Origin of the sequence: Demequina lutea (assembly GCF_013409005.1) — a bacterium.
GTDB lineage: Bacteria > Actinomycetota > Actinomycetes > Actinomycetales > Demequinaceae > Demequina > Demequina lutea.
On the sequence record NZ_JACBZO010000001.1, the window covers coordinates 214,565 to 240,655 of the forward strand.

The 26,091-nt window shown below is 66.3% G+C and carries 26 protein-coding genes and 1 tRNA gene; 19 read left to right on the forward strand and 8 right to left on the reverse strand.

Annotation, left to right across the window (positions count from 1 at the left end):
- Positions 1-10: 10 nt before the first annotated feature.
- Both arfA and BKA03_RS01085 read left to right on the forward strand, forming a co-directional pair.
- The gene (arfA, locus tag BKA03_RS01080) at positions 11-1,522 is read left to right on the forward strand and encodes an arabinosylfuranosidase ArfA (RefSeq protein WP_062074910.1); all 1,512 of its coding nucleotides are present in this window, start codon (positions 11-13) and stop codon (positions 1,520-1,522) included.
- A gap of 173 nt (positions 1,523-1,695) precedes the next feature.
- Positions 1,696-1,768 (forward strand) — tRNA-Arg (locus BKA03_RS01085).
- 57 nt (positions 1,769-1,825) lie between these two features.
- Here the strand turns inward: BKA03_RS01085 and BKA03_RS01090 are convergent.
- The 3 genes from BKA03_RS01090 to BKA03_RS01100 are packed head-to-tail and all read right to left on the reverse strand — an operon-like array spanning position 1,826 to position 4,718.
- Positions 1,826-2,872 (reverse strand): DUF8320 family protein, encoded by a 1,047-nt coding sequence (locus BKA03_RS01090; RefSeq protein ID WP_152649516.1) that lies wholly within the window; start codon positions 2,870-2,872, stop codon positions 1,826-1,828.
- Positions 2,869-4,077 carry a sensor histidine kinase gene (locus BKA03_RS01095; RefSeq protein ID WP_062074908.1) on the reverse strand — a complete coding sequence of 403 codons (1,209 nt, stop codon included), beginning with the start codon at positions 4,075-4,077 and terminating at the stop codon, positions 2,869-2,871. The genes BKA03_RS01090 and BKA03_RS01095 overlap by 4 nt, the downstream gene beginning before the upstream one ends.
- Complete coding sequence (locus BKA03_RS01100; RefSeq protein ID WP_062074907.1) at positions 4,074-4,718, reverse strand: response regulator transcription factor; 645 nt, start codon at positions 4,716-4,718, stop codon at positions 4,074-4,076. Before BKA03_RS01100 ends, BKA03_RS01095 begins: the two co-directional genes overlap by 4 nt.
- Positions 4,719-5,012: 294 nt before the next feature.
- Between BKA03_RS01100 and BKA03_RS01105 the strand changes: the two genes are divergently transcribed.
- The gene (locus BKA03_RS01105; RefSeq protein ID WP_179397645.1) at positions 5,013-5,483 is read left to right on the forward strand and encodes a variant leucine-rich repeat-containing protein; all 471 of its coding nucleotides are present in this window, start codon (positions 5,013-5,015) and stop codon (positions 5,481-5,483) included.
- Positions 5,484-5,524: 41 nt separating this feature from the next.
- Here the strand turns inward: BKA03_RS01105 and BKA03_RS01110 are convergent, their stop codons facing one another.
- Positions 5,525-6,388 carry an exodeoxyribonuclease III gene (locus tag BKA03_RS01110; protein ID WP_306457073.1) on the reverse strand — a complete coding sequence of 288 codons (864 nt, stop codon included), beginning with the start codon at positions 6,386-6,388 and terminating at the stop codon, positions 5,525-5,527.
- On the opposite strand from BKA03_RS01110, the gene BKA03_RS01115 reads away from it, so the two are divergent.
- From BKA03_RS01115 to BKA03_RS01135, 6 genes are all read left to right on the forward strand, one after another.
- On the forward strand, positions 6,372-7,133 hold the full coding sequence (locus BKA03_RS01115; protein ID WP_062074904.1) for an SDR family NAD(P)-dependent oxidoreductase: 762 nt from the start codon (positions 6,372-6,374) through the stop codon (positions 7,131-7,133). The two genes, BKA03_RS01110 and BKA03_RS01115, sit on opposite strands and share 17 nt — an antisense overlap.
- Positions 7,134-7,249: 116 nt before the next feature.
- On the forward strand, positions 7,250-7,870 hold the full coding sequence (locus BKA03_RS01120; RefSeq protein ID WP_062074903.1) for a hypothetical protein: 621 nt from the start codon (positions 7,250-7,252) through the stop codon (positions 7,868-7,870).
- 87 nt (positions 7,871-7,957) lie between these two features.
- Positions 7,958-8,524: an orotate phosphoribosyltransferase gene (gene pyrE, locus BKA03_RS01125; RefSeq protein ID WP_062074947.1), complete on the forward strand. Its 567-nt coding sequence runs from the start codon at positions 7,958-7,960 to the stop codon at positions 8,522-8,524.
- 2 nt (positions 8,525-8,526) lie between these two features.
- A complete protein-coding gene (locus BKA03_RS15080; protein ID WP_062074902.1) occupies positions 8,527-9,498 on the forward strand; it encodes a hypothetical protein in 972 nt (323 codons plus the stop codon).
- Positions 9,499-9,529: 31 nt separating this feature from the next.
- Positions 9,530-10,087, forward strand: coding sequence for a LemA family protein (locus BKA03_RS01130; RefSeq protein ID WP_238579402.1), 558 nt, complete (start codon positions 9,530-9,532; stop codon positions 10,085-10,087).
- A 26-nt stretch (positions 10,088-10,113) separates the two neighbouring features.
- On the forward strand, positions 10,114-10,869 hold the full coding sequence (locus tag BKA03_RS01135; RefSeq protein ID WP_062074901.1) for a DUF3137 domain-containing protein: 756 nt from the start codon (positions 10,114-10,116) through the stop codon (positions 10,867-10,869).
- Here the strand turns inward: BKA03_RS01135 and BKA03_RS01140 are convergent.
- A complete protein-coding gene (locus tag BKA03_RS01140; RefSeq protein ID WP_238579401.1) occupies positions 10,866-11,543 on the reverse strand; it encodes a VTT domain-containing protein in 678 nt (225 codons plus the stop codon). The two genes, BKA03_RS01135 and BKA03_RS01140, sit on opposite strands and share 4 nt — an antisense overlap.
- A 108-nt stretch (positions 11,544-11,651) precedes the next feature.
- Here BKA03_RS01140 and purT point away from each other — a divergent pair, with 108 nt between their 5' ends.
- From purT to BKA03_RS01170, 6 genes are all read left to right on the forward strand, one after another.
- Complete coding sequence (gene purT / locus BKA03_RS01145; RefSeq protein WP_062074900.1) at positions 11,652-12,857, forward strand: formate-dependent phosphoribosylglycinamide formyltransferase; 1,206 nt, start codon at positions 11,652-11,654, stop codon at positions 12,855-12,857.
- A gap of 5 nt (positions 12,858-12,862) precedes the next feature.
- A complete protein-coding gene (locus tag BKA03_RS01150) occupies positions 12,863-13,537 on the forward strand; it encodes a TrmH family RNA methyltransferase (RefSeq protein WP_179398126.1) in 675 nt (224 codons plus the stop codon).
- 6 nt (positions 13,538-13,543) lie between these two features.
- Positions 13,544-14,152, forward strand: coding sequence for a hypothetical protein (locus tag BKA03_RS01155; RefSeq protein WP_062074898.1), 609 nt, complete (start codon positions 13,544-13,546; stop codon positions 14,150-14,152).
- 93 nt (positions 14,153-14,245) lie between these two features.
- Entirely contained in the window at positions 14,246-15,265 is a 1,020-nt protein-coding gene (gene fbaA / locus BKA03_RS01160; RefSeq protein WP_062074897.1) for a class II fructose-bisphosphate aldolase, read from the forward strand.
- Positions 15,266-15,371: 106 nt separating this feature from the next.
- Positions 15,372-16,670, forward strand: coding sequence for an adenylosuccinate synthase (locus BKA03_RS01165; RefSeq protein WP_062074896.1), 1,299 nt, complete (start codon positions 15,372-15,374; stop codon positions 16,668-16,670).
- A 69-nt stretch (positions 16,671-16,739) separates the two neighbouring features.
- Complete coding sequence (locus BKA03_RS01170; protein ID WP_062074895.1) at positions 16,740-17,441, forward strand: DUF4232 domain-containing protein; 702 nt, start codon at positions 16,740-16,742, stop codon at positions 17,439-17,441.
- 8 nt (positions 17,442-17,449) lie between these two features.
- Here BKA03_RS01170 and BKA03_RS01175 read toward each other — a convergent pair whose 3' ends face one another.
- The 3 genes from BKA03_RS01175 to BKA03_RS01185 are packed head-to-tail and all read right to left on the reverse strand — an operon-like array spanning position 17,450 to position 21,155.
- The gene (locus BKA03_RS01175; protein ID WP_062074945.1) at positions 17,450-19,795 is read right to left on the reverse strand and encodes an ABC transporter permease; all 2,346 of its coding nucleotides are present in this window, start codon (positions 19,793-19,795) and stop codon (positions 17,450-17,452) included.
- A gap of 5 nt (positions 19,796-19,800) precedes the next feature.
- The gene (locus BKA03_RS01180) at positions 19,801-20,535 is read right to left on the reverse strand and encodes an ABC transporter ATP-binding protein (RefSeq protein WP_062074894.1); all 735 of its coding nucleotides are present in this window, start codon (positions 20,533-20,535) and stop codon (positions 19,801-19,803) included.
- Positions 20,532-21,155: a TetR/AcrR family transcriptional regulator gene (locus BKA03_RS01185; RefSeq protein WP_062074893.1), complete on the reverse strand. Its 624-nt coding sequence runs from the start codon at positions 21,153-21,155 to the stop codon at positions 20,532-20,534. Before BKA03_RS01185 ends, BKA03_RS01180 begins: the two co-directional genes overlap by 4 nt.
- A 92-nt stretch (positions 21,156-21,247) precedes the next feature.
- Between BKA03_RS01185 and purD the strand changes: the two genes are divergently transcribed.
- The 4 genes from purD (at position 21,248) to BKA03_RS01205 (ending at position 26,080) form a co-directional block, all read left to right on the forward strand.
- Positions 21,248-22,537, forward strand: coding sequence for a phosphoribosylamine--glycine ligase (gene purD, locus BKA03_RS01190; RefSeq protein ID WP_062074892.1), 1,290 nt, complete (start codon positions 21,248-21,250; stop codon positions 22,535-22,537).
- Positions 22,537-23,433, forward strand: a complete 897-nt coding sequence (locus tag BKA03_RS01195; protein WP_062074891.1) for a phosphoribosylaminoimidazolesuccinocarboxamide synthase — start codon at positions 22,537-22,539, stop codon at positions 23,431-23,433. The genes purD and BKA03_RS01195 overlap by 1 nt, the downstream gene beginning before the upstream one ends.
- A gap of 59 nt (positions 23,434-23,492) precedes the next feature.
- Positions 23,493-24,272, forward strand: a complete 780-nt coding sequence (locus BKA03_RS01200; protein ID WP_062074890.1) for a class I SAM-dependent methyltransferase — start codon at positions 23,493-23,495, stop codon at positions 24,270-24,272.
- A gap of 158 nt (positions 24,273-24,430) precedes the next feature.
- Positions 24,431-26,080 carry a hypothetical protein gene (locus tag BKA03_RS01205; protein ID WP_062074889.1) on the forward strand — a complete coding sequence of 550 codons (1,650 nt, stop codon included), beginning with the start codon at positions 24,431-24,433 and terminating at the stop codon, positions 26,078-26,080.
- Positions 26,081-26,091: the final 11 nt, after the last annotated feature.

Sequence of the window (26,091 nt, forward strand, 5' to 3'; positions counted from 1 at the left end):
AAAGCGAAACATGTTGCACGCGCACCTCACGCTTGACCCTCACTTCACCGTGGGGCCGGTCAATCGCCGACTGTTCGGCTCCTTCGTCGAGCATCTTGGGCGCTGCATATACGACGGCATCTACGAGCCGGGACACCCGTCCGCCGACGGGGACGGGTTCCGCGAAGACGTGATTGCCCTGGTCAAGGAGTTGGGCGTCTCGGCAATCCGCTATCCGGGCGGCAACTTCGTGTCGGGGTACCGCTGGGAAGACGGTGTGGGACCTCGTTCTGAGCGCCCGCGCAGACTCGACCTTGCATGGCACTCCACTGAGTCCAATCGAGTGGGCCTCGACGAGTTCGCGGTGTGGTTGAAGAAGGTGGACAGCGAACTCGTGTACGCGGTCAACCTGGGCACACGCGGAGTGCAGGAGGCGCTCGATGTGCTCGAGTACGCCAATATTCGGTCGGGCACCCGGCTGTCGGACATGCGGGTCACGAACGGACATCCCGAGCCACACCGCATCTCCATGTGGTGCCTCGGCAACGAGATGGACGGCCCCTGGCAACTTGGCCACAGTTCGGCGGACGAGTACGGAATTCTCGCATCGAAGACCGCCAAGGCAATGCATCAGGTCGACGGTGACCTCGAGCTCGTGGTCTGCGGCAGTTCGAGCGCTCAGATGCCGACGTTCGGCTCGTGGGAACGCACTGTGCTCGAGCACACATACGACGATGTTGACTACATCTCGTGCCACGCGTACTACGAGGAGAAGAACGGCGATCTCGGCAGCTTCCTCGCTTCGGCCGTCAACATGGACGGCTTCATCGAGTCGGTTGTGGCCACCGCAGATCACGTCAAGGCGGTGCGCCGAAGCGGCAAGACGATCAACATCTCCTTCGACGAATGGAACGTCTGGTACATCGACCGCTATCACGGCGTCGACAAGGTGACCGGACGTGACGACTGGCCCGAGGCTCCGAGGCTTCTTGAGGACGTCTATTCGGTCGCAGATGCCGTGGTCTTCGGTAGCTTGCTCATCTCGTTGATTCGGCATGCCGACCGCGTGACGTCCGCCAGCATGGCGCAGCTCGTCAACGTGATCGCGCCGATCATGACCGAGCCAAACGGCCCGGCGTGGCGGCAGACGACGTTCTTTCCGTTCGCGGAGACCTCGCGCCTCGCCCGAGGCGAGGCACTGACGCTGAAGTTGACATCCGACACCTACGAGACTGCGGAGTACGGCACGGTGAGCGTCGTAGATGCCGTCGCCACGCATGACGCGGAGGCTGGCGTTTCGGCGGTCTTCTTGGTCAATCGAAGCCAGGAGTCCAGCGTGGTCGTCACGATCGACGTGCGAGGCCTGGGAGCGGTGGAGGTCACGGCGGCTCGCACTCTGAGCGACGATGACTACTACGCAAAGAACAGTCTCGCCGACCGCGAGCGGGTGGGCCTCGTCGACAATGACTCCGTCGTCGTCGCGCCTGGCACCGTGACGATTACGCTGCCGCCGGTGTCGTGGACGGCGGTGTCGTTGGGTTGAAGGCTTTGGTGGATTCTGTGGGGTCTGCAGGCATGGGACACGCCCGGGGGCGTGGCGCTACTGATCGCCTCATCACTGTGCGATAGGTCACGACAGCAGATCCCACCGTCTCCGCTGAGTTCGTCGTTTCAAGGCGAGCCGCTATACTCAGTTCTCGGTCCTCAAGGACCTAAGCGCCCGTAGCTCAACGGATAGAGCATCTGACTACGGATCAGAAGGTTGGGGTTTCGAATACCTCCGGGCGCGCAAGTACATGAGGTCCTCGCGTCGCACGATGCGAGGACCTTTGTGCGTTCCCGGCAGCTAGCCTTCTTTATCGACGAGTTGGTGGCCGCCGCCGTCGAGTTCGATGCGCGGATGCACTGCCCCGTCTGAGGCCACGATCGACACGGCGATTCGCCTGCCCTTGGGCGCGAGCCGGACGGTCACCGAGCCGCCGCTGAGCGCATCGAGTTGTTCGACGACGATCTCGCTGAGTCGAACCATCGCATCGCCGGTCGCAAGTCCCTGACCCCGGTCGTCGAGCAACGTGACCTCGACGCCGCGCTCCCTGGCGGCGGTCGCCGCCGCGGCGATTCTGGGGCTCATGAGCGACCGACCGCGCACGCCGTCCCTGAGCAGGGCCTCTGCGGTCGCATAACGAGTTCTTGTATGCGAGTCGATCGGGGGCCCATCGTTGACGAGCGCTTCGAGAAGATGCGCGGCCGACGCTCGCAATTCCACGACCCTGCGTTTGCGAATCTGCGCGGATGTCGCGCCCTCCGCCGCCTCAATCGCCGAACTAACCGCGCGACGATCAAACTCGTTGATCCCTCGCGCGGTGCGGCGCAGGTTGAGGGCAAAGAGGGTAGCGACGAAGAGAATCGCCGCGTGGGTATCGAGAAGGAATACCGCATCGACCACCCCCCGGCCTGCGGAGAGCGACCAAGTGACGGTGATGGTCGCCATGATCCCATAGCCCACCCAGGCGGCCCCAGGGCGCCGTCTCATGGCCAAGAAGAAGAGCATCCACGCGTTGGAGCCCAAGTGCCAGCTCGCGCGGCCAGGGGGGCCCACATCGGGCAACTGAAACGCCACCAGGACGGTGCTGAGCGCGACGGCAGCGAGGACCGCGATCGTCCACAGCATGGGAAACGGGTCCGCGTGCTCACGCACGAGCAGAATCACGGCGGAGTTGACGATGAGGACTGCCAGGAGGACGGGCTCGGGATGCTTGACCTCGTCGATCGTGGCGAAGGCATAGAGGAAGTTGGAGAACACGAAGAGCCACATGACGACTCGCGCAGCGGGTGAGGTGAGGCCAAGCAGTTGGGTGGTGTCGACGGTGCCGACGTCGGCGGGAGCAATCATTCCGGTCGCTCCCACAAGAGCAACACCATCGTGCCCTCTCCTGGCCGGCTCTGGACGTCGGCAGATCCACCGAGAACCATTCCCATGCGCTCGAGGATGCTGAGCCGGATACCGAGCCGGCGCGATGCCACCGCTCGGGTGTTGAAGCCCTTGCCCTCGTCCCTCATGATCACGGAAATTCCTCGCTCGTGCGCGTCGATTCCCACCCGACGCGGAACGTCGGTTCCGTCGAGTCCCGCGTGCCGCACGCTGTTGCGGAGCGCCTCTGCCAGGGCATCGGAGAGCGCCGTCATCACCTCGGCAGGAACGCCGATGCCGTCGTCTTCGCTGTGCGTGATCGCCGTGGAGGGCGCCACGCGAGAGACGACCTCAAGGAGAGCGGCGACGGTCTCCTTGACGGTGTACTCGCGCGCCGTGGCGTCGTGCGTCTCGAGGGCGTCAATCGACGCAAGCGCGACCCGAGCCTGATCTCGCAAGGTCTCCGGAGGCCTGTCCCGAGAGGCGGTCAGGAGCACGGACATAATGTCGTCGTGAACCATGGCATTGATGCGAGTCTCTTCGCGCTCCCTGGTGCGCGATTCCGCCGTGCGCGCGGCCTGCGCTCGGGCCTGAGCCGACGCAACGTCGAGCCGGTCCGCGGCGCGAATCACCGCTACGGTCGCGGCCATCAGGATCACGACAAAGACGAGCGAGCCCGCTCCGTCGAGAAAGGCGGCCTTGGTGGCGTTGTTCCTGACGTTATTTTGGACGACGCCGATCACGATGCCTTGAGCGACTCCGTAAGACCAGATCGCCTTGCGCTGCCATACGATCGCGGCGATCATCGCGTGCAGGGCGTGGATGCCTTGGTACCAAGGGACCTCGTTGTTGGTCAGGGTTGCGGCCGTGAGCCCCCAGGGGAAGAGCGTCATTGCCATGAGGAACAGCATCGCGATGCTGCCCGCGAGGCGCGTGACAAAGGGGCGCGGCGCGATCCACGCCAGGATGCCAAGCGTAAAGGGCAAGACAATCGCGATGAGCACCAGCGCGTACGCGTACCACACCTCGAGTTGCGGCGTCTGGCCCTCAATGCCACCCATGCCAGGGAAGAGCACCCCACCGTAGATCAGAGCCGCGAACCCGACTGAAGCATAGAGAAGCCGTTCGAGCCTTGCTCTCGCGGTGTCTGCGCTGACGCGGTCAAGCGGCGTCAGCTCGGCAGTCATGGCGTGGGGCCGTCCAAGATGCCGTCCTCGAGGGCGCGCTTGTACAGGTCGATGCGGGAGTGCGCTGGTCGTCCCGCCTCCGCGTACTTGCGGCGAATACGGCTGACGTAGTCGGCAATGGTCTCGCGTGAGAGGCCCGTGCGCTGCGCGACGGAAGTGGCGGTCTCTCCGGACGCGTAGAGGCTCAAGACTTCTTGTTCTCTATTCGAGAGCTTCGCGTCCGCGAGAACCTCATCGGCGTCGATTGCCGCCGCCCAGTCGGTGCCGAAGACTTCGCGACCTTCCGCTGCGGTCCGCACCGCGTCGAGAAGCACCTCGGCGCTTACTGACTTGCGGATGAGCCCAAGCGCTCCAGACCGTGCGGCCGACTGGATGAGGCGACGATCCTCGGCGCCCGTATAGATGAGGACGTGCGCGCCAAGCGCGTGAATCGCGTCAACGTTTTCTTCGGGTTGCGAGCCATCGCTGAGTCGCAAGTCCAGGACGACGAGGTCGAGCTTCTCGCCGAAGGTCTTGAGGTCAGCGACCGATTCGACCATCCCCACGAGCATCAAATCGGGGGCGGTCGCGACCAGATCCTTGAACCCGATGGCAATGAGCGCGTGGTCCTCTACTAGGGCAATCGTGCGTGGGGCTGCCATGGTTTTCCCTTTCGCGGCGTATCTTGCAACGATAGCGGGTCAACCCGATTCTGAGAAAGACATTTTGTGGGTGCGGTATCTCACACAGTGCCCCCATAAATGGGGGCTTGCGCGGAAGTTCCGGGCATGAAACTCTTTCTGCCGAGGGGGGATCTCCTTCCTCCCTTTACGGGGGGAGAAGATCCGATGGGATGGGGCGCCGAAGGATCCGCTTTCGCGGTCACCGGCGCTCTTTTCCTTTTGTGCGGAGCGATCGCTAGCGGTCCCACTGTGAGGGCCAGCCGCCTTGCGCTCATGTCGATCCTCGTGGTTGCGGCGGTCTTCTTCACCGCAGCGTTCCTCTCCCGCACTTACGGGGGGTGGACCTCATCCCCTTGGACCTGGCTTGCCGCGCTCCTGCCCACCGTACTGATGGTGGTGGTCGGCTCGCGCGCGGCAGAAGACTTGTCAGGCTCGCACGCATTGGTGAAGTGCTTGGCGCCTCACCGAGCGGTGAAGGATAGGGCCGCAAGTGCCTCGGAGGCGGCCGAAGTCGCGGCGTCTTCTCCACTGTGCACCGCATCCGATCCCACCGCCTCGGGCACTGAATTGGCCGACCTTGCTTATGCGCATCCCGAGTTGAGGGTCGCGATTGCGAACAACCCCGCGACGCCCGCCAACGTTCTTGGTTGGCTGGCCTCGAGCGGGGGCGACGGCATTACCGACGCGATCGCCACGCGCAGTTCCGTTGACGCACCGGGCGATGCTCGTGGGTCCGGTGCGTAGCCCGCACGGTAGCGGGCCACTCGTCGCCATCGACAATGCGCCTACGAAAAATCGCTGACGACAAGGTCGAAATCGGCGATGACGGGAACGTGGTCGGACGCCCCTGTGCCCTTGCGCTCGTTCCTGTCAATCTCGCATGCGGTGGCGAGAGATGCGAGGGCCCGCGAGGCGTAGAGGAAGTCGATGCGTAGCCCCTCGTTTCGTGGAAACCGCAGTTGCTTGTAGTCCCAGAACGTGTATGTGCGTTCGTCAGGGATGAAGGTTCTGCTGAGCTCTTCGTAGCCCGCGTGGGCGAGCAGGTCGAGGTCGTGCCTCACCTCCGCCGTGACGTGAGTGGCCGCCTCGGGATCATCCTCATTCCAGATGTCGGTCGCGAGCGGAGCAACATTGAAGTCGCCGCCGATCACGGTGGGGCGGCTCGCCCAGCCTGCCGCCGTGCCGGCGAGGGCCTGCAAGAACGTCCGCTTATATGCATAGTGGGGGTCGTCGATTCCTCGACCGTTGGGTACGTAGACACTCCACACGTCGACGCCTCCGCACAGTGCGCCGAGAGCGCGCGCCTCGACAACGGCGTCCTGACCCGGCTTGCCGAAGGCTGGTTGGCCTTCGAAGCCGATCCGAACATCGGCCAGGCCGACTCGCGACGCGATGGCCACGCCGTTCCATTGATTGAGCCCGTGCGTCGCGACCTCGTAGCCCGCTGCCTCAAGGGTTGCGAGCGGTGCCTGCTCCGGCTTGCACTTGGTTTCCTGAATCAGCAAGACGTCCACGTGAGACCTCTCGAGGAACTCGACCACGCGGTCTACTCGGGCACGGAGTGAGTTCACGTTCCACGTGGCGATGCGCATGGGCACCACGGTACCCGCGCGGCCCGCGTAGCCTGGTGCCGTGGCTACAGCACTCATCACGGGAGCAAGTTCGGGTCTTGGCGAGGAATTCGCTTGGCAATTGGCATCGGCCGGGCGAGACGTCGTCCTCGTGGCGCGCTCCAAAGACAGGCTCTCGGAAATGGCGCAGTTGCTCGCGGGCGCCACGAACGTGGCCGTCGAGGTGCTCGTGGCGGACCTCTCCACGCAGGAGGGAACGGCTGCCGTAGCCGCGCGCATCGCGGACAAGGACCGCCCGATCGACCTCCTCGTGAACAACGCCGGCTACGCACTGAAGGCCGGCTTCCTGGAGACCGACGTCGCCGACGAGGTTGCGGCTCTCGATGTCATGGTGCGTGCGGTCCTCGTCCTCTCTCACGCCGCGGCAGGCGCGATGTCATCGAGGGGCCGAGGGGCGATCCTCAACGTCTCGTCGATCGCGGGTTGGCTGGGCAACGGAACCTACGCGGCGCACAAGGCCTGGGTGACGTCGTTCACCGAGGGCCTCGCCTCTCAACTCAAGGGGACGGGTGTGAGCGCCACTGCGGTGCTGCCTGGCCTCACCCACACCGAGTTCCACGAGCGGGCCGAGCTCGGCGATTACGACGAACTGCCCGAATTCGCGTGGCTCGAGGCCGAGGATGTCGTGAGCGCCGCCCTGGCAGCGGTCCGCCGCAGGCAGGTCCTGGTGACGCCATCTGTGCGCTACGGCGCGCTCGCAGGCATCGTGAAGGTGCTCCCTCGCACGTGGGTGCGGGCGGCGGCGGGCCGCAACCGGGTCTAGCGGCTCAGCCCCGACGGAGGCGCCGTCGCCGCGCCCCTACGTGGCTCTATCCGCGCAGACGTGGGACCCTATCAACCTGAGCGGGAGCGTCGCTCGCTGCCATAGCGGAGGTAATCATGGAACCCATCATCGCGACCGTACTCATCCTGGGGATGGTCGGCGGGGTCGGCGCGTGGGTCGTCTTGGACGGGCGCAAGCGCAAGGCGGCTACCGCGTCGCTCGCAGGCCCACTGTCCGAGCGGGACTGGAACCTTACCGTGCGCGGCGATCAGGTGGTGGCGGGGCTGACCGCGGCGCCATTCGGTGCAGGCAGTCACCGTCGTTGCGAAGACGTGATCCGGTCGGCCGACAAGCGCCTCGTGTCCTTCACGTACAGGTGGACGACGGGATCCGGCGAGCACAAGAGCGACCACACGAAGCGAGTGACGATGATTGTCGGTGGGCCCAAGCTGCCCAAGCTCGAGGTCGAGGTCGAGGTCGAGGCGGGCGCGGACACCACCAACGTGAGAGCTGCGGATGAAAGCGTCGGCCAAGCGATCATGCACCCGCAGATGAAGGAGCGCTTCATGCGACCCGACCTGATGGGCAGATCCGTCTTCTTCGAAAAGGGACGCATCGGCTTGGTTGACGACGCGGTGCCACTTGAGGACATCGTGATGCACACGGACGTGTCGGCCGCGGCCCTGCGCGAAATCGACGCGTTGATTCCGGTCGCCCTACGCGCCAAATTCTCCTGATCGCAGAGGTTTAGGCACGGAACGCATTGATTTCCGGTCGTGGCGGCGCGCGTCCCCTCGACGCTTCGTCTCGATAGGCTTGCGGCCATGACCTTGAACACTCCTCGCGAGCAATTGCGCGACCTCATCACCGAATTGGCCGTGGTGCGCGGCCGAGTGACGCTGTCCTCCGGCAAGGAGGCCGACTATTACGTCGACCTGCGCCGCATCACCCTGCACCACGCGGCCGCACCGCTCGTGGGTCACCTGCTGCTCGATGCGCTCGAGGAGGCCGGCTTCGGCCCCGCCGAGGTAGACGCCGTGGGTGGCCTGACCCTGGGTGCCGACCCGGTCGCCGCCGCGCTCCTGCATGCGGCCGCCTCGAGGGGGCTCGAGCTCGACGCCTTCGTGGTGCGCAAGGAGTCGAAGGCACACGGCCTCCAGCGCCGCGTCGAGGGGCCCGACGTGGCGGGCAAGAACGTCGTCGCGGTCGAGGACACCTCGACCACAGGCGGCTCGGTCCTGACCGCCGTCGAGGCGCTCCGCGAGGCTGGGGCGAACGTCGTCGCCGTTGCCGTCATCGTCGACAGGGACACGGGTGCGCGAGAGAAGGTCGAGGCCGAGGGCCTGCCGTACCTGTCTCTCTACGGACTCGCGGACCTGGGTTTGGCGTAGTCATGCGGTGGTCCGGCATGCTCACGGGGCGCAATCTCGTGCGGAGCATGGCGGGCGTGCTCGGCGCGATCGCGAGTTTCGCGTTCGTCTACCTCCCGCTCACCCGCGTGACGGTCTACCTCATTCTTGCCGCGCTGGTGGCGCTCGGCATCGGCCTGTTCGCGTCGGAACGGAAGCGTAGCCGCGAGCGTGCTGCGGCGCAGACCTTTGCCAGCCTGAGCAACTGGACCTTCCAGGAGAGCCTCAATGGCCTCTTCGCGGGCCTGAAGACCCCTCCCTTCGACGCCCAAGAGATGACCTACACCCAGGTCGTCACGGGGCGCTTCGGTGGGTACGAGTGCTTCGACGGATTGTTCGAGTGGCGCAAGCGCGTCGACAGGGACAACTACGTCACGGGTTCGCACCGCGTCGCGGCGGTGCGACTTCCCGACGAGCTCCCACGGCTGATGCTTGTTCCCGAAGGCCTCGGCTCTCGCCTCGCGAAGGTGTTCGGTGGCGCGGATATCGACTTCGAGTCGAGCGCGTTCAACCGCTCGTGGAGGGTGCTCGCAGATAACCCAAAGGTCGCGTACGAGATGCTGAACCCGCGCGCGCTCGCCAGGCTTGAGGCGATGGAGTCGAAGGCGCCCCTCCTGTTCGAGAGGGGCTTCGGCGTACGGATCGACGACGACTCCAAGGGCATCGATTCGCTCGCGGAGCGACTGAGCGGGATCCTTGCCGTCGCGCGCTTCTTGCCGGAGCACACGATCGAGGATTACGGGCACCTCGCCAACTCGATTGGCCCACTGCCCTCCGCCGTGACGCCTGGCGCTCTCACCCATGGCTACAACCCCGAGATGCTCGCGGCGGATGAGGAGTACCGGCGCACTGCCAAGCCGCGCAAGCAACAGAAGTGGATCGACGCCGCGCGTACCGGAGAGCCACCTGCGGCGCAGCCTGGCACGCCCGTCGCGTTTGACCCCGACGCGATATAGCATCGGCGCTATACCTACTGAGGGAGCATTTGTGCCAGCCATCATCATCACTGTGGCCGTTGTGGTTATCGTCGCGCTGTGGGCCACCGCCCAATACAACGGGCTCGTGCGGCTCCGGAACCTGGTTCAGGAATCGTGGAAGCAGATCGACGTCGAACTGCAGCGCAGGCACGACCTCATCCCGAACCTCGTCGAGACGGTCAAGGGTTACGCGAAGCACGAGAGCGGGACCTTTGAGGCCGTTACGGCGGCTCGCACCGCCGCGGCCGCTCCCGGATCCACGGTGGCCCAGCAGGCCGCTCAGGAGAACGTGCTGACCCAGGCGCTCGGGCGACTGTTCGCCGTCGCCGAGGCCTACCCCGACCTCAAGGCGAACATCGGGTTCCAGCAGCTCCAGCAGGAGCTGACCAACACCGAGGACCGCATCGCTGCTGGGCGTCGTTTCTACAACGCGAACGTGCGTGAGCTCAACACCAAGATCGAGGTCTTCCCGACCAACGTGATCGCGGGGATGTTCCACTTTGCCAAGGCCGAGTACTTCGAGGTGGACGACCAGGCCGTGCGGGCCACGCCCGAGGTGAAGTTCTAGGACTCGACGTCCTGGAGGTGTAGAAGATGGACCCCAACTCAGGTCTCTCTTCGGGTTTGTTCTACATTTTCCCCACCATTTTCATCGTGTTCTTTGTGGTGGTCGTAGCCGTCATGATCGGCGCCGTGGTCTTTGGCGTGCGAGCCTCACGCCGCCGCCGCGAATCCATCGCGGCGATCGTGACCGTCAACGGCCTGAGCTATGTGGGCGAGGACCACTCCCTGGTCGACTCATTCGTTGGTGACCCGTTCGGCAAGGGGCAGAACCGGCGCGCGCGGGATGTGGTCGCTGGCAATCACGCGGGCGACCCGTTCCAGAGTTTCGCGTACTCCTACGAGACCGAGACGCGCGACGCGAATGGCAACACCACCAAGACGACGCACAGCTTCCAGGTGACGTGGATTCCCGTACCCGCCCCGTTCCCTCACGTGCGGATCACGCCGGATTCAGCGTGGCTTCGCGCCTTGGGTTCGCTCGCGGGGCACGATCTCAACACCGAGTCGGCCCAGTTCAATGCCAGGTGGCGCGTGCGGGCCAACGACGAGCGGGTGGCGCACGCGATCCTGACGGGGCCGATGATCGGGCGGTTCATGCACGCCGACGTGCGAGACCGCGCGGCGATCTTCCAGGGCGAACGTCTCATGTCCTTTGCACCTCAAGCGAGCGACCTCACCGAGCCGAACACGGTGGTTGGCATGCTGCAGGACGTCGCCGCGCTGGTGCCCCCGTTTCTGATTGACGATCTGAGGGGTCGCGTTGCAGGCCAAATCGCGGCCGCCTAGTCCTCGGTCAATGCGGCGACGACCTTGCGCGCGTCGACCCGGTGCCTAATCCACTCGACAGCGATCGGGATGAGCGAGACGGCGACCACCAGCACGAGTGCCACGTCGATGTTGTTCTTGACCACGGCGAACCGGCCCAGCCAGTAGCCGAGCATGGTCACGCCCACTCCCCACGAAAGAGCGCCGATGACGTTGAAGCGCACGAAGCGCGGGTACGACATCTTGCCGACGCCCGCCGCGACGGGAATGTAGGTGCGCACGAAGGGCACGAACTGCGCGAGGATGATGGCGCGGCCACCGTAGCGCTCAAAGAACGCGTGAGTGCGGTCTACGTACGCCTTCTTGAAGAAGCGCGAGTCGGGACGGTTGAAGATCTTGGGGCCGCTGACGCGCCCGATCCAGTAGCCGGATTGGGGTCCAATGAACGCGGCCCCGCCGAGGATCGCGGCGACCGCCCAGATCGGCAGGTGAATCTGCGCGGTCCCGGTGAAGAGGCCTGCGGTGAAGAGCAGGGAATCGCCGGGCAGGAACGGAAAGAGCAGGCCCGTCTCGATGATGATCACCGCGCAAATGGCCACGATCGCCCACGTGCCGTAGCGGTCGATGAGGTCGTTGAGCAGGGTGTCCGCGTTGAGCCAGCTGGGGCCGAGTGTGGGAAGCATGGTGGTAAGCACGCGCCTAGGCTACGCGGCTTACATGAGATTCAGGTGATTTCTGCTGAATCTCTGCGGCGGTGCGAGAGGGCCTGCGGCCTCGAACCCGCAACCTGGAACAATGGCGACATGACCTCCATCGGCACCCCGCTCAGTCCCGGCGCTACGCGCGCCTTGTTGCTCGGCTCGGGCGAGTTGGGCAAGGAGGTGGCGATCGAGCTCATGCGCCTCGGCGTCGAGGTCATCGCTTGCGATCGGTACGCCGATGCTCCCGCGATGCAGGTCGCGCACCGCGCCCATGTTCTCGACATGCTCGACGCCGATGCTTTGCGCGCGGTGGTCGCCCTGGAGCGCCCGCACCTGGTGATCCCGGAGATCGAGGCCATCGCCACCGAGGCGCTCGCCGACATCGAGGCCGGGGGAGTGACCGTCGTACCCACGGCAAGGGCCACGCGGCTGACGATGAACCGCGAGGGAATCCGCAGGCTTGCGGCCGAGGAGCTTGGCCTGCCCACCTCGCCATATCGCTTCGTCGACTCGCTCGCCGACCTCGAGGCCGCCGTCGCCGAGGTGGGCGTGCCTTGTGTGGTCAAGCCAGTGATGTCGTCGTCCGGCAAGGGCCAGTCCGTGGTGCGCGAGTCGAGCGACGTGGCGCACGCCTGGGATTACGCCATGGGTGGTGCCAGGGCCGCGGGGACGCGCGTGATCGTCGAGGGCTTTGTCGACTTCGACTACGAGATCACTCAACTCACCGTTCGGCACGCGGGAGGCACCACCTACCTGGACCCGATCGGGCACACCCAGGTCGACGGCGACTATCGCGAGTCCTGGCAACCCCAGCCGATGTCCGATGCGGCGCTCGCGGCCGCGCGGCGGATCGCGGGTGCGGTGACGGAGGCGCTGGGCGGCTGGGGAGTGTTCGGCGTCGAGCTGTTCGTGCGCGGCGACGACGTGCTCTTCTCCGAGGTCTCTCCCCGCCCGCACGACACGGGGCTGGTCACGCTCGTCTCTCAGGACCTCAGCGAGTTCGCCCTGCACGCGCGGGCGATCCTTGGCCTCCCCGTGCACGAGACGCCGTGCGTCCCTGCCGCATCGTGCGCCGTCCTCGCGGAGGGCAGTGGCGTGCCCGTCTTCCACGGCGTTGCCGATGCGCTCGCGGTGGCGGGCACCGACCTGCGCCTCTTCGGCAAGCCCAGGGTCGACGGCCGACGCCGCGTGGGCGTGACGCTCGCGCGCGCCGTGGGCGGGGGCGCTATGGATCACGGCGCCGGTGTCGACGCGGCCAGGGCGACGGCGCGGGCATCGGCCGCGGCGCTGACGGTGGAACTCGCGTGAGCGGATTGAGCACGCCAAACGGCCCAGGCGCGGACGCGGACGCGCGGGAGTCCGACACGGAACCGGGTCACGGCGTCGGCTCGTGGGAGGGCGAGTGGCCCGAGGACCCGCGGCTCGACCCCGACCTGCTGCGCGAGGGAGACAGGCGCAACGTCGTCGACCGCTACCGCTATTGGCGCCACGACGCGATAGTCGCGGACCTCGACACTCTGAGGCACCCGTTCCACGTCGCGATCGAGAACTGGCAACACGACTTCAACATCGGCTCCGTGGTGCGCACGGCGAATGCGTTCGCGGCGCGCGAGGTGCACATCGTGGGTAATAAGCGCTGGAACAGGCGCGGCGCGATGGTGACGGACCGCTACCAGCACGTTCGCCATCACCCGACGGTCGAGGAGTTCGTCGCCTGGGCGCACGGCGAAGGCCTGCCCGTCATCGGCATCGACAACCTGCAGGGCTCGGTGCCTCTCGAGACCTACCAGCTACCCACCGCTTGCGTGCTCGTGTTCGGCCAGGAAAGCATCGGGCTCACCGACGCCGTGAGAGAGGCGGCCGATGCGACTCTCGCGATCGCGCAGTATGGCTCGACGCGGTCGATCAACGCGGGCGCGGCGGCGGCGATTGCCATGCACGCGTGGGTGCGCCAGCATGGAGACCTGGAGGTGGGTCATGGGGGGTGACGTTCGATGAATGCGACCAGAGCCTTGGTGTGGGCGTCTCGAGTGCTTTTTGGGCTCGGGCTAGTGCTGTTCGCCGGGTTGTTCATCTACATGGCCACGCAGTCCGGATCAGGCGACGTGACCACTAGCGGTGGGACCGTGACCAACGTATCCAGCGGCGAGATGAAGGCGGCGGTGATCATCTTCGCGGCGATCGCATGGAGTTTCTTGGCCGGATCGGGATTGCGCACCCTGTCACAAAGCACGTCGTGGCCGCGCGCCTTGTTATCGATCGCCGAGTTGGTGGGATTCGGCGTGATCTTCGCGGCGCCGATCTACGCAGTGTCGGGACGCGACGGTATGGCGGGAGCCCTGGCATGTTTTCTCTCGGGCTTCGCGGTCATCATCGTGTCCAAACTGGTTGCCTTCACTTCGTTTGGCGCGAAGGAGGCCGCCGCTTCGGTCGGCAGCGAAATCGCGAGAGCGAAGGACATCTACCGTCAGGCCCAGGATCGCAGCGCTATGAATGCGCCACCCGCATCGTTCGCGCCGCAGACGTTCATGCCGTCGGCACAGACCTTCGCACCCGAGCCCCCTTCGCAGGAACCGCCAGGATCGTCCTCGCCCGCGCGGTGACGCCAAGGACCTAAGGCCAGCGGCGGGCACCCTTCATTTCTGACACAATAGCCAACGGTTCCCTTTCACATTTCTGACGTTCAGGAGAGACGCATGGCCCTCGCCACACCCGAGTCCTACAACGCAATGCTGGACGCCGCCAAGGCCGGCGGCTATGCATTCCCCGCAATCAACATCACGTCGTCCTCGAGCATCACCGCGGCCATTCAGGGCTTCGCGGAGGCCGAGTCTGACGGCATCATTCAGGTTTCCGTGGGTGGCGGTCAGTACGCTTCCGGTTCGACAATCAAGGACCCGGTCATCGGTTCGCTCGCCCTCGCCGCGTACACCCGCGAGGTCGCGGACAGCTACGGCGTCACCGTTGCGCTCCACACCGACCACTGCCACGCCACGTACGTCGACTCCTGGCTGCGCCCCCTCCTCGCCGCATCGACCGCGAAGGTCAAGGCCGGCGGCCTGCCGATCTTCCAGTCGCACATGTGGGACGGCTCGTCCGTGCCGATGGCAGAGAACCTGATCATGGCTGCCGAACTCCTCGAGCTCGCCCAGGCCGCGAATATCATCCTCGAGATCGAAATCGGCGTTGTCGGTGGCGAAGAGGACGGCCACGCCGCCGAGGTCAACGACAAGCTGTACACCACGGCCGAGGACGGCCTCAAGACCATCGAGGCACTCGGTCTTGGCGAGAAGGGCCGCTACATGACGGCCCTCACGTTCGGCAACGTGCACGGCGCGTACAAGCCGGGCGCCGTCAAGCTGCGTCCCGAACTGCTCGGCGAGATCCAGGCCGAGGTTGGCGCCAAGGTGGGCAAGAACATGCCCTTCGACCTCGTCTTCCACGGCGGCTCCGGCTCGTCTGCGGAAGACATCGCGACCGCTGTGTCACACGGCGTCATCAAGATGAACGTCGACACGGATACGCAGTACGCGTACACGCGTCCCGTGGTTGACCACATGATGAAGAACTACGATGGCGTCCTCAAGGTCGACGGCGAGTGGGGTAACAAGAAGGTCTACGACCCCCGTGCATGGGGCAAGGCGGCCGAGGCAGGCATGGCGGCCCGTGTGGTCGAGGCTTGCCAGCAGCTCGGCTCCGCCGGCAAGAAGATCTAGGTACCACGATTTCGCGGAACGCCCCCGGAGTCGTTGGACACCGGGGGCGTTCGCACGTTTCAGTAACAACCAAGCCCCGGCGGTGACCGGGTGAGGGGAGTACACGATGCCAGGTGTCGTGATTGTAGGAGCCCAGTGGGGCGACGAGGGTAAGGGCAAGGCCACAGACGTTCTTGGCTCCCGCGTCGACTACGTGGTGAAGTTCAATGGCGGAAACAACGCCGGTCACACTGTCGTGATTGGCGATCAGAAGTTCGCCCTGCACCTGTTGCCTTCGGGCATTCTCACGCCTGGGGTCATTCCCGTGATCGGCAACGGCGTCGTGGTTGATATCTCCGTGCTGATGGGGGAGCTCGACGAGCTCATCGCGCGCGGAGTGGACCCCTCCAAGTTGCTGATCTCGAATGCGGCCCACGTGATCGCGCCCTACGCGCGCACCCTGGACCAGGTCACCGAGCGCTTCTTGGGCAGCCGCAAGATTGGCACGACCGGCAGGGGCATCGGTCCCGCCTACGCCGACAAGATCAACCGCCTCGGCATCCGCATGGGCGACCTCTTCGATGAGGCGGTCCTGCGCGACAAGATCGAGGGCGCGCTGGCGATGAAGAATCACCTGCTCGTCAAGGTCTACAACCGGCGTGCCATCACGGTCGACGAGGTGGCCGACGAGCTGCTCTCGTACCGCGAGCGCTTGGCGCCGATGGTGGCCGACACCTCGCTCTTGCTCAATCAGGCGCTCGACGCGGGCAAGAATGTGCTTTTCGAGGGCGGTCAGGCGACGATGCTCGACGTCGACCACGGCACGTACCCGTTCGTGACGTCGTCCAACGCGACGGCGGGCGGGGCCTGCACGGGTTCGGGCGTTGGCCCCACCAAGATCGACGCCGTCATCGGCATCGTCAAGGCGTACACGACGCGCGTCGGCGAGGGCCCATTCCCCACCGAGCTGCTCGACAAGTTCGGTGAGCGCCTGCGTGACATCGGCCACGAGTTCGGCACCACCACCGGGCGTCCGCGCCGCTGTGGTTGGTACGACGCGGTGGTCGCACGTTACGCGTCGCGCATCAACGGCCTCACCGACTTCGTGCTCACCAAGCTCGACGTGCTCACGGGCCTCGACGAAATTCCCGTCTGCGTCGCCTACGACGTCAACGGCGTGCGCTTCGACGAGCTGCCTCAGGACCAGGCAGACTTTGCCGCGGCCGTGCCGATCTACGAGACGTTCCCCGGCTGGACCGAGGACATCTCGAAGGCCCGCTCATTCGAGGAACTCCCGCAGACCGCTCAGGACTACGTGATCGCGCTCGAGGAGATCTCCGGTTGCCGCATGTCGGCCATCGGAGTGGGCCCCGCCCGCGACGAGATCCTGGTTCGTCACGACCTGCTTCACGCGAGGGGTGTGTAGCCGCAGGTAACCGTGCGTGTACGCCTCACCACTTGAGTTGTCGCGGTGAGGCGCGCAATACTGCAAGGCGTGGCTCTCTTTGCTCATCGTTCACGCCGAGCGGCCATCAAGCGGGTGCTTGGGGTCGGCACGAGCGCGCTCGCGGTGCTGGCGCTCGCCGCATGCACGTCCTCCGCGCCTTCGTCGTCCACATCGTCCGCAACTCATTCGGCGACCGAGACGTCCGTGCCGGCGACCGCGATTGCGACGGCGACCGCGACTGCGTCCTCCGCGGGGACGCCCACTGCGACGATCGGTCCAAGCGCAGCAGCGGCACCTCCACCGACCCCCGCCGCGAGCCCCACACGCTGCACCTCGGCGCACCTTGACCTGACGCTGACGGCGGGGGGCGGCGCCGGTGCGGGAAGCAGATTCCCGTACATCGTGTTCACGAACACCGGCTCCACCAGTTGCACCCTCTACGGCCGGCCCGGCGTCTCGTTCGTAGGCAACGGGAATGGGACGCAACTGGGGGCGCCTGCGGACTTCGATACGTCGGTTCCCGCGGCGACCGTGACCCTCGCACCCGGGGGTTCGGCTCATGCCCCGCTGAAGATCACCGTCGCGGAGAACTTCGATGCCGCCAGTTGTCAGCCGTCGGCCTCCGACGGGCTTCGCGTCTACGCACCGGGCGAGACCCACGCCCAGTTCATCGCGGACACTAGTGACACGGCGTGCCTCAACGCCGACGTCCACTTGCTCACGGTGCAGGCGGTTCAGCCGGGGGCCTAGGGGTAACGTTAGGCGGCGCGCTCCCGCACCACCTTCGCCACGTCCACCCGGCGCACCGACCTCACTGCTGGCCATTGCGAAAGCCCGGCCGCCGCGAGCACGCCGACGGCGCATGCGGGCAGCATCCACCACGGCATGCTGAGTTGCAGATTGAACAGGTCGTTCGAGAACGACGCGAGGAACGCCCGCGCCGCCAGCACGCCCAGGCCAAGCCCGAACGGGAGCCCGAGAGTGGTTGCCAGCAGGTTCTCGGTCGCGATAGTGCGCGCCACCTTGCCGACGCTCACGCCCGCGGCCCTGAGGGTCGCCAGTTCGCCCGTGCGCTCCGCCACGCTGACCGCCATCGTGACGTAGATCATGGCGAGCGCGAGTACCGAACCCAGCGCGATCATCACGCCGATGAACGCATAGAACAGGCCCAGGTACTGGTCGACGATGCCCACGATCGCATTGGCGTCCTGATATGCGACCACTCCATTCATCCCGGTGATCTGGTTGCGGAGCTGGGTGTGATTTGCGCCGGAATCGAGGCTCAGGAGGTAGGTGTCGAGGCCCTGGGAGGGGACGATGCCGGACGCAACGGCGTTGGTCGCATAGAGGGCCGTGCCGAGCGGCTCGTCGACAAGGCCGGCCAAGACCACCTGATGATCCTTGCCGCCGATGGTCAGGGTGATGGTGTCGCCCACCTTGACGTGAAGGATTCCGGTGAGGGCTTGGCCGGCAAGCACGCCGTCCTTGGGCAGGGCCACCGATGAGCCGTCGGGCGCGAGGAACCCGTGCATGGCGGTGCCAGGCTCGAATCCCTGGAGCGTGGTCGCATAACTCCTGTCGCCGGAGACGGCTGTCGCGTTTCCCACCACGGTGGGCTCGACCGCGGTGACGCCGGGGACGGCCGCGAGGGCATCGGCGCTGACGCCGCCCGAGGCAACCGTGACGGTCGCGTCCTGTGTGGAAACGTCGTGGTACTGGATGTGCAGAGCATCGAGCATGCTGGTCATCATCCCCACCGAGGCGATGACGATCACGAGCGCGAGTACGCCGCCGAGCGCGGTGGCGAGCGTCCGCCTGCGGTTGCGACCCACGTCGCGTAGCGCCATGCGGGTGCTGACGGGTAGGCCGCTCAGCCGGGCCACGAATCGGCTCCACGATCCGGGTTTGAGGGGCATGGCGCTCTGCCGCATGGCCTCCGCGGGGGCGGTGCGGGACGCGGTCAGGGCGGGACCGAAAGCGCCCAGCAGGCCGACCACGACGCCGAATGCGAGGCCGGCCACCAGCATCCACGCGTGAGTGCGCACGACGGTGTCAGGGATGCCCAGCGCGCCCGTGTATGCGGACGTCACCGCCCCATTTGCCGCGGCGCCGAGGATCACGCCGACGACCGCCCCACCGAGGCCCACGATCACTCCTTGGGAAAGGTAGTGGCGGAGCACCCGGCCGCGCCGTGCGCCCGAGGCCATGAGCGTGCCGATGATGGGTCGCTCGCGCAGGATGCGTCGCGCGAGCATCACATACGACGAGACGCCTGCGGCTGTGAGGAACAGCAGCGGGAACGCCACGGACATCTCCTTGAAGCCGTTGAGGTCCTCCTGAAGAGTGGCTTGGGATGCCTGTTCGCGCCACGTGACCACGTCGTGTGCGCCCGCCCCCCGCATCGCGGTCGCGACGGGGCCCGAAGCGTCGGCGTTCGTGCCTGGCGGCAGCAACGCAAGCGCTTGAGTGGGTGTGGCGCCGAGCCAACTGTGGGCGAGGCTCTCGCTAGCAAAGACCACGGCGAACGAGTTGGGGTCGGCGATGACCTCCTGGCGGCTGCGGGCCGCCCAAATGTATTCGGGTGAGACCACGATCCCCTGCACGGTGGCCGTGTGCCATGTGCCCCCTCCAAACACCTCCAGGGTGTCGCCCGGCTTGAGGCCGAACGTATCGGCGGCGTGCTTCTCAAGCAGCACCTGGTCGGCGCCGCTATTCTTACCGGCGCCAGGATCGAGGTAGGAACCGGCGATCATGTCCACGTTGTCGACGGCTGCCTGACCGGAGTCGGGGAGCGAGATCACTCGGCCCACCAAGGCCGTGCCGTTGATCCGCATGGGTGGGTCGGCTTGGATCCGGGTGATCGCGGCGGTGGCGCCCGCGGTGAGCGCCGCATCGGCCACGGCCTGTGCGTCGGGTCCGGTGGCGATCAGGTCGGCGAAGTGCAGGCGGTCGTAAGTCTGTCGGTAGGAGTCACTGAGGTTCAAGAAGGCGCCGGCGGTGGCGACATAAAGCATGACGCCCAGCATGATCGTCACGCCGACCGCGCTCACTTGGGCGCGTTGCCTGGCGAGGTCCCTGAAGCCCTTGCGGGTGGTGGCGCGCATCGCGATCACCACGTGACCGTGGCAGCGTCGGCCGGGGAGGGGTTGTCCTCGATCGATTCGATGCGGCCGTCCACCACGGTGATGACGCGGTCGGCGATCTGCGCGACGGAGGAGTTGTGGGTAATGATGACAACGGTGCGGCCCTCATTGCGCAGGTCCTGCAGGAGGGCGAGGATCTGGCGCCCGGTGTCGAGGTCCAGGGCGCCGGTGGGTTCGTCGGCGAGCAGGATGGCAGGGTCCGTTGCGAGCGCGCGCGCGAGCGCCACGCGTTGCTGCTCGCCGCCGCTGAGCTGCGAGGGGAAGTTGTCTGCACGGTCGGCGAGGCCCACGGAGTCGAGCAGTTCTGCGACGCGGCCCTTGTCTCCGCGGCCGGTAAGTTCGATGATCACCTCGATGTTCTCGCGGGCGGTGAGCGTGGGGATGAGGTTGAAGAACTGAAACACAAACCCGACGTGATTACGGCGGAAGTCGCCCAGGTCTCCGGGTTTGCGACCGCCGATGCTCTCGCCGCCCACCGTGACCGAGCCGCTCGTCGCGGATTCGATGCCGCCGATGATGTTGCACAGGGTGGTCTTCCCCGAACCGGAGGGGCCGAGGACGACCGCGAGCTGGCCCGTGCCGATCTCCAGGTCGACGCCCTTGAGGGCGTGCACTGCGGCGTCGTTGGTGCCGAACACCTTGGTCACTGCCTCGAGACGGACGGCGGTGCCGGTCGCGACGACCTGGGGTGTGGCTGTCATGAATCCTCCTTGGTGAATGCGCCATGGAGGTACACGTCAAAGGCGATGGAGGCCCATCGCCGCATGCCCGCCGGGCTGAGTGGGTCGGTGCCGATCGCATCGGCTACGTGGTCGTGGAGCAGGATCATCGCGAGGTCATTCACCAAGAGGAACGCCGCCAGGGCGTCACGGTCGGGTGTCGGCTGCAGATTGCCGTTCGCGGACATGATGTCGGTGGCCGATAGCGTCAGTTGGAACCACTGGCGGAAGAGGTGCCTGCCCACCGGATCGCCCGAGAGCAAGAGGCGGCGCAGGTACCCAGGGATCGGCGAGTCCGCCGGAATCTGTGAAGCGAACATTTCCGCGAAGCCAGCGACGGCTTGGGGTTCTCCGGACGCGAACGCATCCGGATCCTCCGCCGCGCTCGCGAGCATGGCGTCGAAAATGGACATCACGTGAGCGTCGACGGCCTCCCGGAGGCCCTGTTTGGAGCCGAAGTGGTGCAGCACCAGGCCGGGGGAGACTCTTGCGCACGCGGCGATGTCTCGGACCGTCACCGCATCGGGTCCGTGCTCGCCGAACAGTCGCAGCGCGCAGTCGCGAATCTTTGCCCTCGCGGTGGTGTCGCCATCGTTGACCATGTGTTCAACATACTGAACATCTGTTCAATGCACAAGCGTAGGTTGCTGCCCTCGCCGCAAAGTCTGCGTCCGCGCCAGCTAGGCTGGGCCACGTGAAAATCCTTCTCCTCGGCTCCGGTGCGCGCGAGCATGCCCTGGCCCGCACCCTGTGCCAGGACCCAGCCGTCAAGGCGCTCCATGCGTTGCCAGGCAACCCGGGCATCGGCTCCGTGGTCAGTACGGCCGGAATGCCCACCGTTTTGCACCACGGCAATCCGCTCGACCCGGCCGCCGTGGCGGCGCTTGCGGTTGAACTCGGAGTCGACCTGGTCGTCATCGGGCCGGAGGGTCCATTGGTCGCCGGAGTGGGCGACGCCGTGCGCGCGGCGGGCATCGCCGTGTTTGGTCCCGACGCGGCTGCGGCAAAGTTGGAAGGCTCCAAGGCCTTCGCCAAGGAGGTCATGGCGGCCGCCGGAGTGCCCACCGCACTCGCGCGCGTGTGCTCGTCGCCCGAGGATCTTGAGGAGGCGCTCGACGAGTTCGGCGCACCGCATGTGGTCAAGGACGACGGACTGGCCGCGGGCAAGGGAGTGGTCGTCACCGACAGCCGCAAGGAGGCCTTCTCGCACGGCCTCGCCGTGATCGAGGCGGGCGGCGTGGTGGTGGTCGAGGAATACCTCGATGGGCCGGAGGTGAGCCTGTTCTGCCTGTGCGACGGCACAACGGTGGTGCCGCTTCAGCCCGCTCAGGACTTCAAGCGCGCCTTCGACAACGACGCGGGGCCGAACACAGGCGGCATGGGTTCGTACACGCCGTTGCCGTGGGCGCCCCCAGGTTTGGTTGACGAGGTGGTCGCGACCGTCGCCCAGCCGACAATCGACGAGATGGCCAAGCGCGGCACCCCTTTTACAGGCGTCCTGTACTGCGGCCTGGCGCTCACGTCCACGGGAACGCGCGTGATTGAGTTCAACGTCCGCTTCGGCGACCCCGAGACGCAGGGCGTGATGGCCCAGCTGCGCACCCCGCTCGCTGGCGTGCTGCTCGCCGCCGCCGAGGGGCGTCTCGCCGAGCTCCCCCCGCTTGAGTGGGCCGAGGGAGCGGCGGTCACCGTGGTCATCGCCGCCAAGAACTATCCCTCCGCGCCGCGCACTGGCGACAGCATTGGTGGCCTGGCCGAGGTCGAAGAGGAACCCAACGTCCACGTGCTGCACGCGGGGACGGCTTATGGCGAGGGCGGGGTGCTGATCTCTGCTGGCGGCCGCGTGCTTTCCATCGTGGGTCACGGGCCGTCGCTCGCCTTCGCGCGGGAGCGCGCCTACAAGGGCGTCGACTACATCACGCTCGAGGGGTCCCACTACCGCAAGGACATCGCGAAGGCCGTGGCCGAGGCGGAGCAGGGCTAATGCCAGGCTTCGTGACGATGCCCGCCGTTCAGGAGATCCCGGGCTGGCGCCACGTCTACACGGGCAAGGTGCGCGACCTCTACGAGCCCACCGAGCCGCACCCGCGCGGCGATGTGATGCTTGTGGTCGCGTCCGACCGCATCAGTGCGTACGACTGGGTGCTTCCCACGGAGATCCCGGGCAAGGGCGCGGTGTTGACCGCCCTGACCCTGTGGTGGTTCGACCAGTTGCGCGACATCGTGCCCGACCACACGGTCGAAGCTCCGGTGCCCGACGAGGTCGCGGGCCGCGCCATGATCTGCCAGCGCCTGGACATGTTCCCCGTCGAGTGCGTCGCCCGCGGCTACCTCACCGGCTCGGGCCTGCTGGAATACCGCGCCACGGGCTCCGTGTGTGGCGTGTCGCTCCCGGCCGGGCTGGTCGACGGCTCGCGCCTGCCCGTACCGATCTTCACCCCTGCCACCAAGGCCGAGGTGGGCGAGCACGACGAGAACGTCACCCTGGACGCCGTGGCGGCTCTCATCGGCCGCGAGGACGCCGAGGCGTTGAGCCACCTCACCCTCGCCGTCTACGGGCTCGCGCACGAGATCGCCCGCGCCAAGGGCATCGTGCTGGCGGACACCAAGTTTGAGTTTGGCCGCGACGCCGCCGGGAACATCGTGCTGGCGGACGAGGTGCTCACTCCCGATTCGAGCCGCTTCTGGCCCGCCGAAACATGGGAGCCTGGCCACGCGCAGCCGAGCTACGACAAGCAGTTCGTGCGCGACTGGCTGACCTCGCCGGCATCGGGCTGGGATCGTCACGGAGACACTCCGCCGCCGGCCTTGCCGGACGACGTGGTCGACAAGACCAGGCAGCGCTACCTCGAGGCGTATGACAGGCTGGTTGCGGGCTGATCCCCGCCACGCAACCTACGCCAGGTCCCCTCACCGCGTCGTGGTGGCACCATGACGGCATGAGAGCCTTCGATGACCTCGTCGCGGAAGCCGACGCTGCAGACGTCTCCGGTTGGGACTTTGGCTGGCTCGATGGGCGCGCGAGTGAGGAGAGACCACCTTGGGGCTACGCACGCCTCTTGGCGGAGCGGCTCACCACCGTCGACTCCGCGCTTGATCTGGACACGGGCGGCGGAGAGGTGTTGGGAGAGGCGCGGTCCTTCCCTGCCCGGATGGTCGCGACCGAGGGCTGGCCTCCCAACCTGCAGCGCGCGCGGTCCACGCTGAGACCTCGCGGCGTTGACGTCGTGGACGTGGCGCCCGGGAAGCCGTTGCCGTTTCCCGATGCCACCTTCGCCTTGGTGACCGCTCGTCATCCGGTGGCGCCCGACTGGCGCGAGATCCATCGCGTATTGAGGCCCGGCGGTTCCTACTTTGCTCAGCACGTCGGGCCGGCCTCCGCGTTCGAACTGATCGAGGAGTTTCGGGGCCCGCTTGGCAACGAACGCGAGGCGCGCGACCCCGCGGCAGAGAGTTCGGCCGCGCGAGCCGCTGGGCTCGAAGTCACCGCTCTCCTCACGGCAAGTTGTCGCATGGAGTTCCACGACGTCGGCGCTGTGGTCTGGACGTTGCGCAAGTGCGTCTGGTGGGTGCCGGACTTCTCGGTCGACAAGTACCGCGGGACCCTGTTGCGGTTGGACTCTCAGATGCGACGAGGAATCCCCTTTGTCGCGACGTCCACGCGGCACCTCATCGAGGCGCGGCGCCCAGCCCGGGCGACGACGTCGGCACCCTGGTGATCTACACGAACGACCTCTCGTATTTGCAGGCGGACTCCGGCGGTCTCCGCACGTGGCTGACGAACCAGAAGAGCGAATACGGTGGGGCCCGCTGACGGGTGCGGGTTGCTAGCATGGCGAGGGCTCGTCACGGGGGTGGGCCGGAAGAAGGGGAACTGATGGCCACCGCTCAGGGGCTGGACCGATTGTTGAGAGTCGTCTCGAGCCTTCCGGGGTCGGCACGCATTAGGGCCGAGGCATCGGGCCTTGACCTGGCGAGGATCGCCTTCAGTGTCGCAGTCGCCGCGGTTGCGGCGGTCCAAGGAGTTCTCTTCTACATCGGGTTCACCGAAACCTCGGTAGAGGTCGATGAGGGTTACTTCCTCGACGTGGTGCATAACCTGGGTACGGGCCACGGCTATGTCGCCACTGGAAACTACGGCGGAACGAGTAATGAGCCGTTCTCCACAGGTATCTCCACCGGCCCGACGCTGCTGGTGCCAGCCGCCGGTCTCCACGCATTGGGGATCGAACCGCTACTCGCGGGAAGACTGGCGGCCACACCATTCTACCTGGCACTACTCGTGGCGATGTGGTTTATTGGCTGGCGTATCGGCGGGCGATGGGGCGGCTTGGCGGCGACCTTGGGTCCTGTCTTGCTCAACACCTTCACGTTCGATCAGTCGCCCATTTACGCACCCCAAGTGGTCCTGGGCGAGTACACGGCGGCAGCCTTGGTTGCATGGGCTTTGGTCACCGCGCGCCGCCGCCCCGGCGTAGCGGGCGTGCTGTTCGGATTCGCGGTGCTCGCGAAGGTGGTCGTCGCCTTCCTCCTGCCGGCGGTACTCCTCGCAATCATCCTGGCGCGCTTGGTCGTGCCGCGCCGCTCGTTGGCGCGCGATCTCTTGCGTTTCACCGCGGGCGCGCTGGTGCCCGTCATGGCCTTCGAGGCCGTCAAGCTTGTCGTGCTCGGTTGGAGCGCGTATCTCCAACTCGTACATACCTATTGGGGTGCGACCCAGGTGCCGCGTCTCACGGAATACATGGTGGATGAGAAGACTTCCGCTCTGTGGCAATCGTGGTTTTTGCCGACCCCGGTGGTCCTCGCCCTGGCGGCCCTTGCCTTGGCACTCGTGAGCGGCGTCGTGGCCACGCGAATGCAAGTGTGGAAGGCGGCGGGACTGTCGTGGCGCGCTATCGCGTCGGACGAGAGGTTCGTGATGGCGGCGTCAGGTCTGACTGCGGGCATGGGGATACTGCTTGGATGGGCCGCCCTGAAGAACACGGATCCGCAATGGATCCGCCATCCCGCGCCCGGACTGGTCATTGCTGCGGGCGTCGGGGCGGCGATTCTTGTGGCGACAGGAACGGCGCTGGTGCGCTGGGGAGGGTCCGGTCGAAGGCTGGGAGCCGCGGTTCTGGTGGTGTTGATGTTGGTGTTGACGGTCGTGCCCTTGCGGCACGTCGACGCTGCGCTTCGTGAACCACGTTTCGGGTACTTGAGCACCCAAAGGGGACTGGCCGAGATTATCGACGAGTCTGGAACGGCCCAGGTGCAAGGCATCTGGGGGCCGATGGTGCCGCTCGCGCTTCTAGCGGACAAGCCGGCGCACAGCATCCTCTACGACGTCAATGCACAAGACCTCCTGGTGATCGACATCTATCCGCGCGGCCACCTGGCCGTCCTTGGGCATCAGCTCGCGGATTCGCTCTGCGGGAAGCAGATCTACCACTCCGGAAGCGTCATCTTGTGCTGGCCGACTCCCGACATCGCCAGCAAGCTGGCCACGCTCCTCGCGGAAGATGTGGCGACGCCCGAGAAATCCTGAACCCGCCGCGC

Bases quoted from the DNA above. Each gene is read 5' to 3' on its own strand.
- BKA03_RS15080 (WP_062074902.1), top strand. From the start codon at position 8,527: ATGCGGTGGTCCGGCATGCTCACGGGGCGCAATCTCGTGCGGAGCATG.
- BKA03_RS01135 (WP_062074901.1), top strand. From the start codon at position 10,114: ATGGACCCCAACTCAGGTCTCTCTTCGGGTTTGTTCTACATTTTCCCC.
- BKA03_RS01110 (WP_306457073.1), bottom strand. From the start codon at position 6,388: ATGAGTGCTGTAGCCACGGCACCAGGCTACGCGGGCCGCGCGGGTACC.
- BKA03_RS01095 (WP_062074908.1), bottom strand. From the start codon at position 4,077: ATGACTGCCGAGCTGACGCCGCTTGACCGCGTCAGCGCAGACACCGCG.
- BKA03_RS01200 (WP_062074890.1), top strand. From the start codon at position 23,493: ATGAGAGCCTTCGATGACCTCGTCGCGGAAGCCGACGCTGCAGACGTC.
- BKA03_RS01090 (WP_152649516.1), bottom strand. From the start codon at position 2,872: ATGATTGCTCCCGCCGACGTCGGCACCGTCGACACCACCCAACTGCTT.
- BKA03_RS01165 (WP_062074896.1), top strand. From the start codon at position 15,372: ATGCCAGGTGTCGTGATTGTAGGAGCCCAGTGGGGCGACGAGGGTAAG.
- BKA03_RS01185 (WP_062074893.1), bottom strand. From the start codon at position 21,155: ATGGTCAACGATGGCGACACCACCGCGAGGGCAAAGATTCGCGACTGC.
- purT (WP_062074900.1), top strand. From the start codon at position 11,652: ATGACCTCCATCGGCACCCCGCTCAGTCCCGGCGCTACGCGCGCCTTG.
- BKA03_RS01120 (WP_062074903.1), top strand. From the start codon at position 7,250: ATGGAACCCATCATCGCGACCGTACTCATCCTGGGGATGGTCGGCGGG.
- fbaA (WP_062074897.1), top strand. From the start codon at position 14,246: ATGGCCCTCGCCACACCCGAGTCCTACAACGCAATGCTGGACGCCGCC.
- BKA03_RS01100 (WP_062074907.1), bottom strand. From the start codon at position 4,718: ATGGCAGCCCCACGCACGATTGCCCTAGTAGAGGACCACGCGCTCATT.
- BKA03_RS01180 (WP_062074894.1), bottom strand. From the start codon at position 20,535: ATGACAGCCACACCCCAGGTCGTCGCGACCGGCACCGCCGTCCGTCTC.
- BKA03_RS01205 (WP_062074889.1), top strand. From the start codon at position 24,431: ATGGCCACCGCTCAGGGGCTGGACCGATTGTTGAGAGTCGTCTCGAGC.
- pyrE (WP_062074947.1), top strand. From the start codon at position 7,958: ATGACCTTGAACACTCCTCGCGAGCAATTGCGCGACCTCATCACCGAA.
- arfA (WP_062074910.1), top strand. From the start codon at position 11: ATGTTGCACGCGCACCTCACGCTTGACCCTCACTTCACCGTGGGGCCG.
- BKA03_RS01105 (WP_179397645.1), top strand. From the start codon at position 5,013: ATGTCGATCCTCGTGGTTGCGGCGGTCTTCTTCACCGCAGCGTTCCTC.
- BKA03_RS01175 (WP_062074945.1), bottom strand. From the start codon at position 19,795: ATGCGCGCCACCACCCGCAAGGGCTTCAGGGACCTCGCCAGGCAACGC.
- BKA03_RS01195 (WP_062074891.1), top strand. From the start codon at position 22,537: ATGCCAGGCTTCGTGACGATGCCCGCCGTTCAGGAGATCCCGGGCTGG.
- BKA03_RS01155 (WP_062074898.1), top strand. From the start codon at position 13,544: ATGAATGCGACCAGAGCCTTGGTGTGGGCGTCTCGAGTGCTTTTTGGG.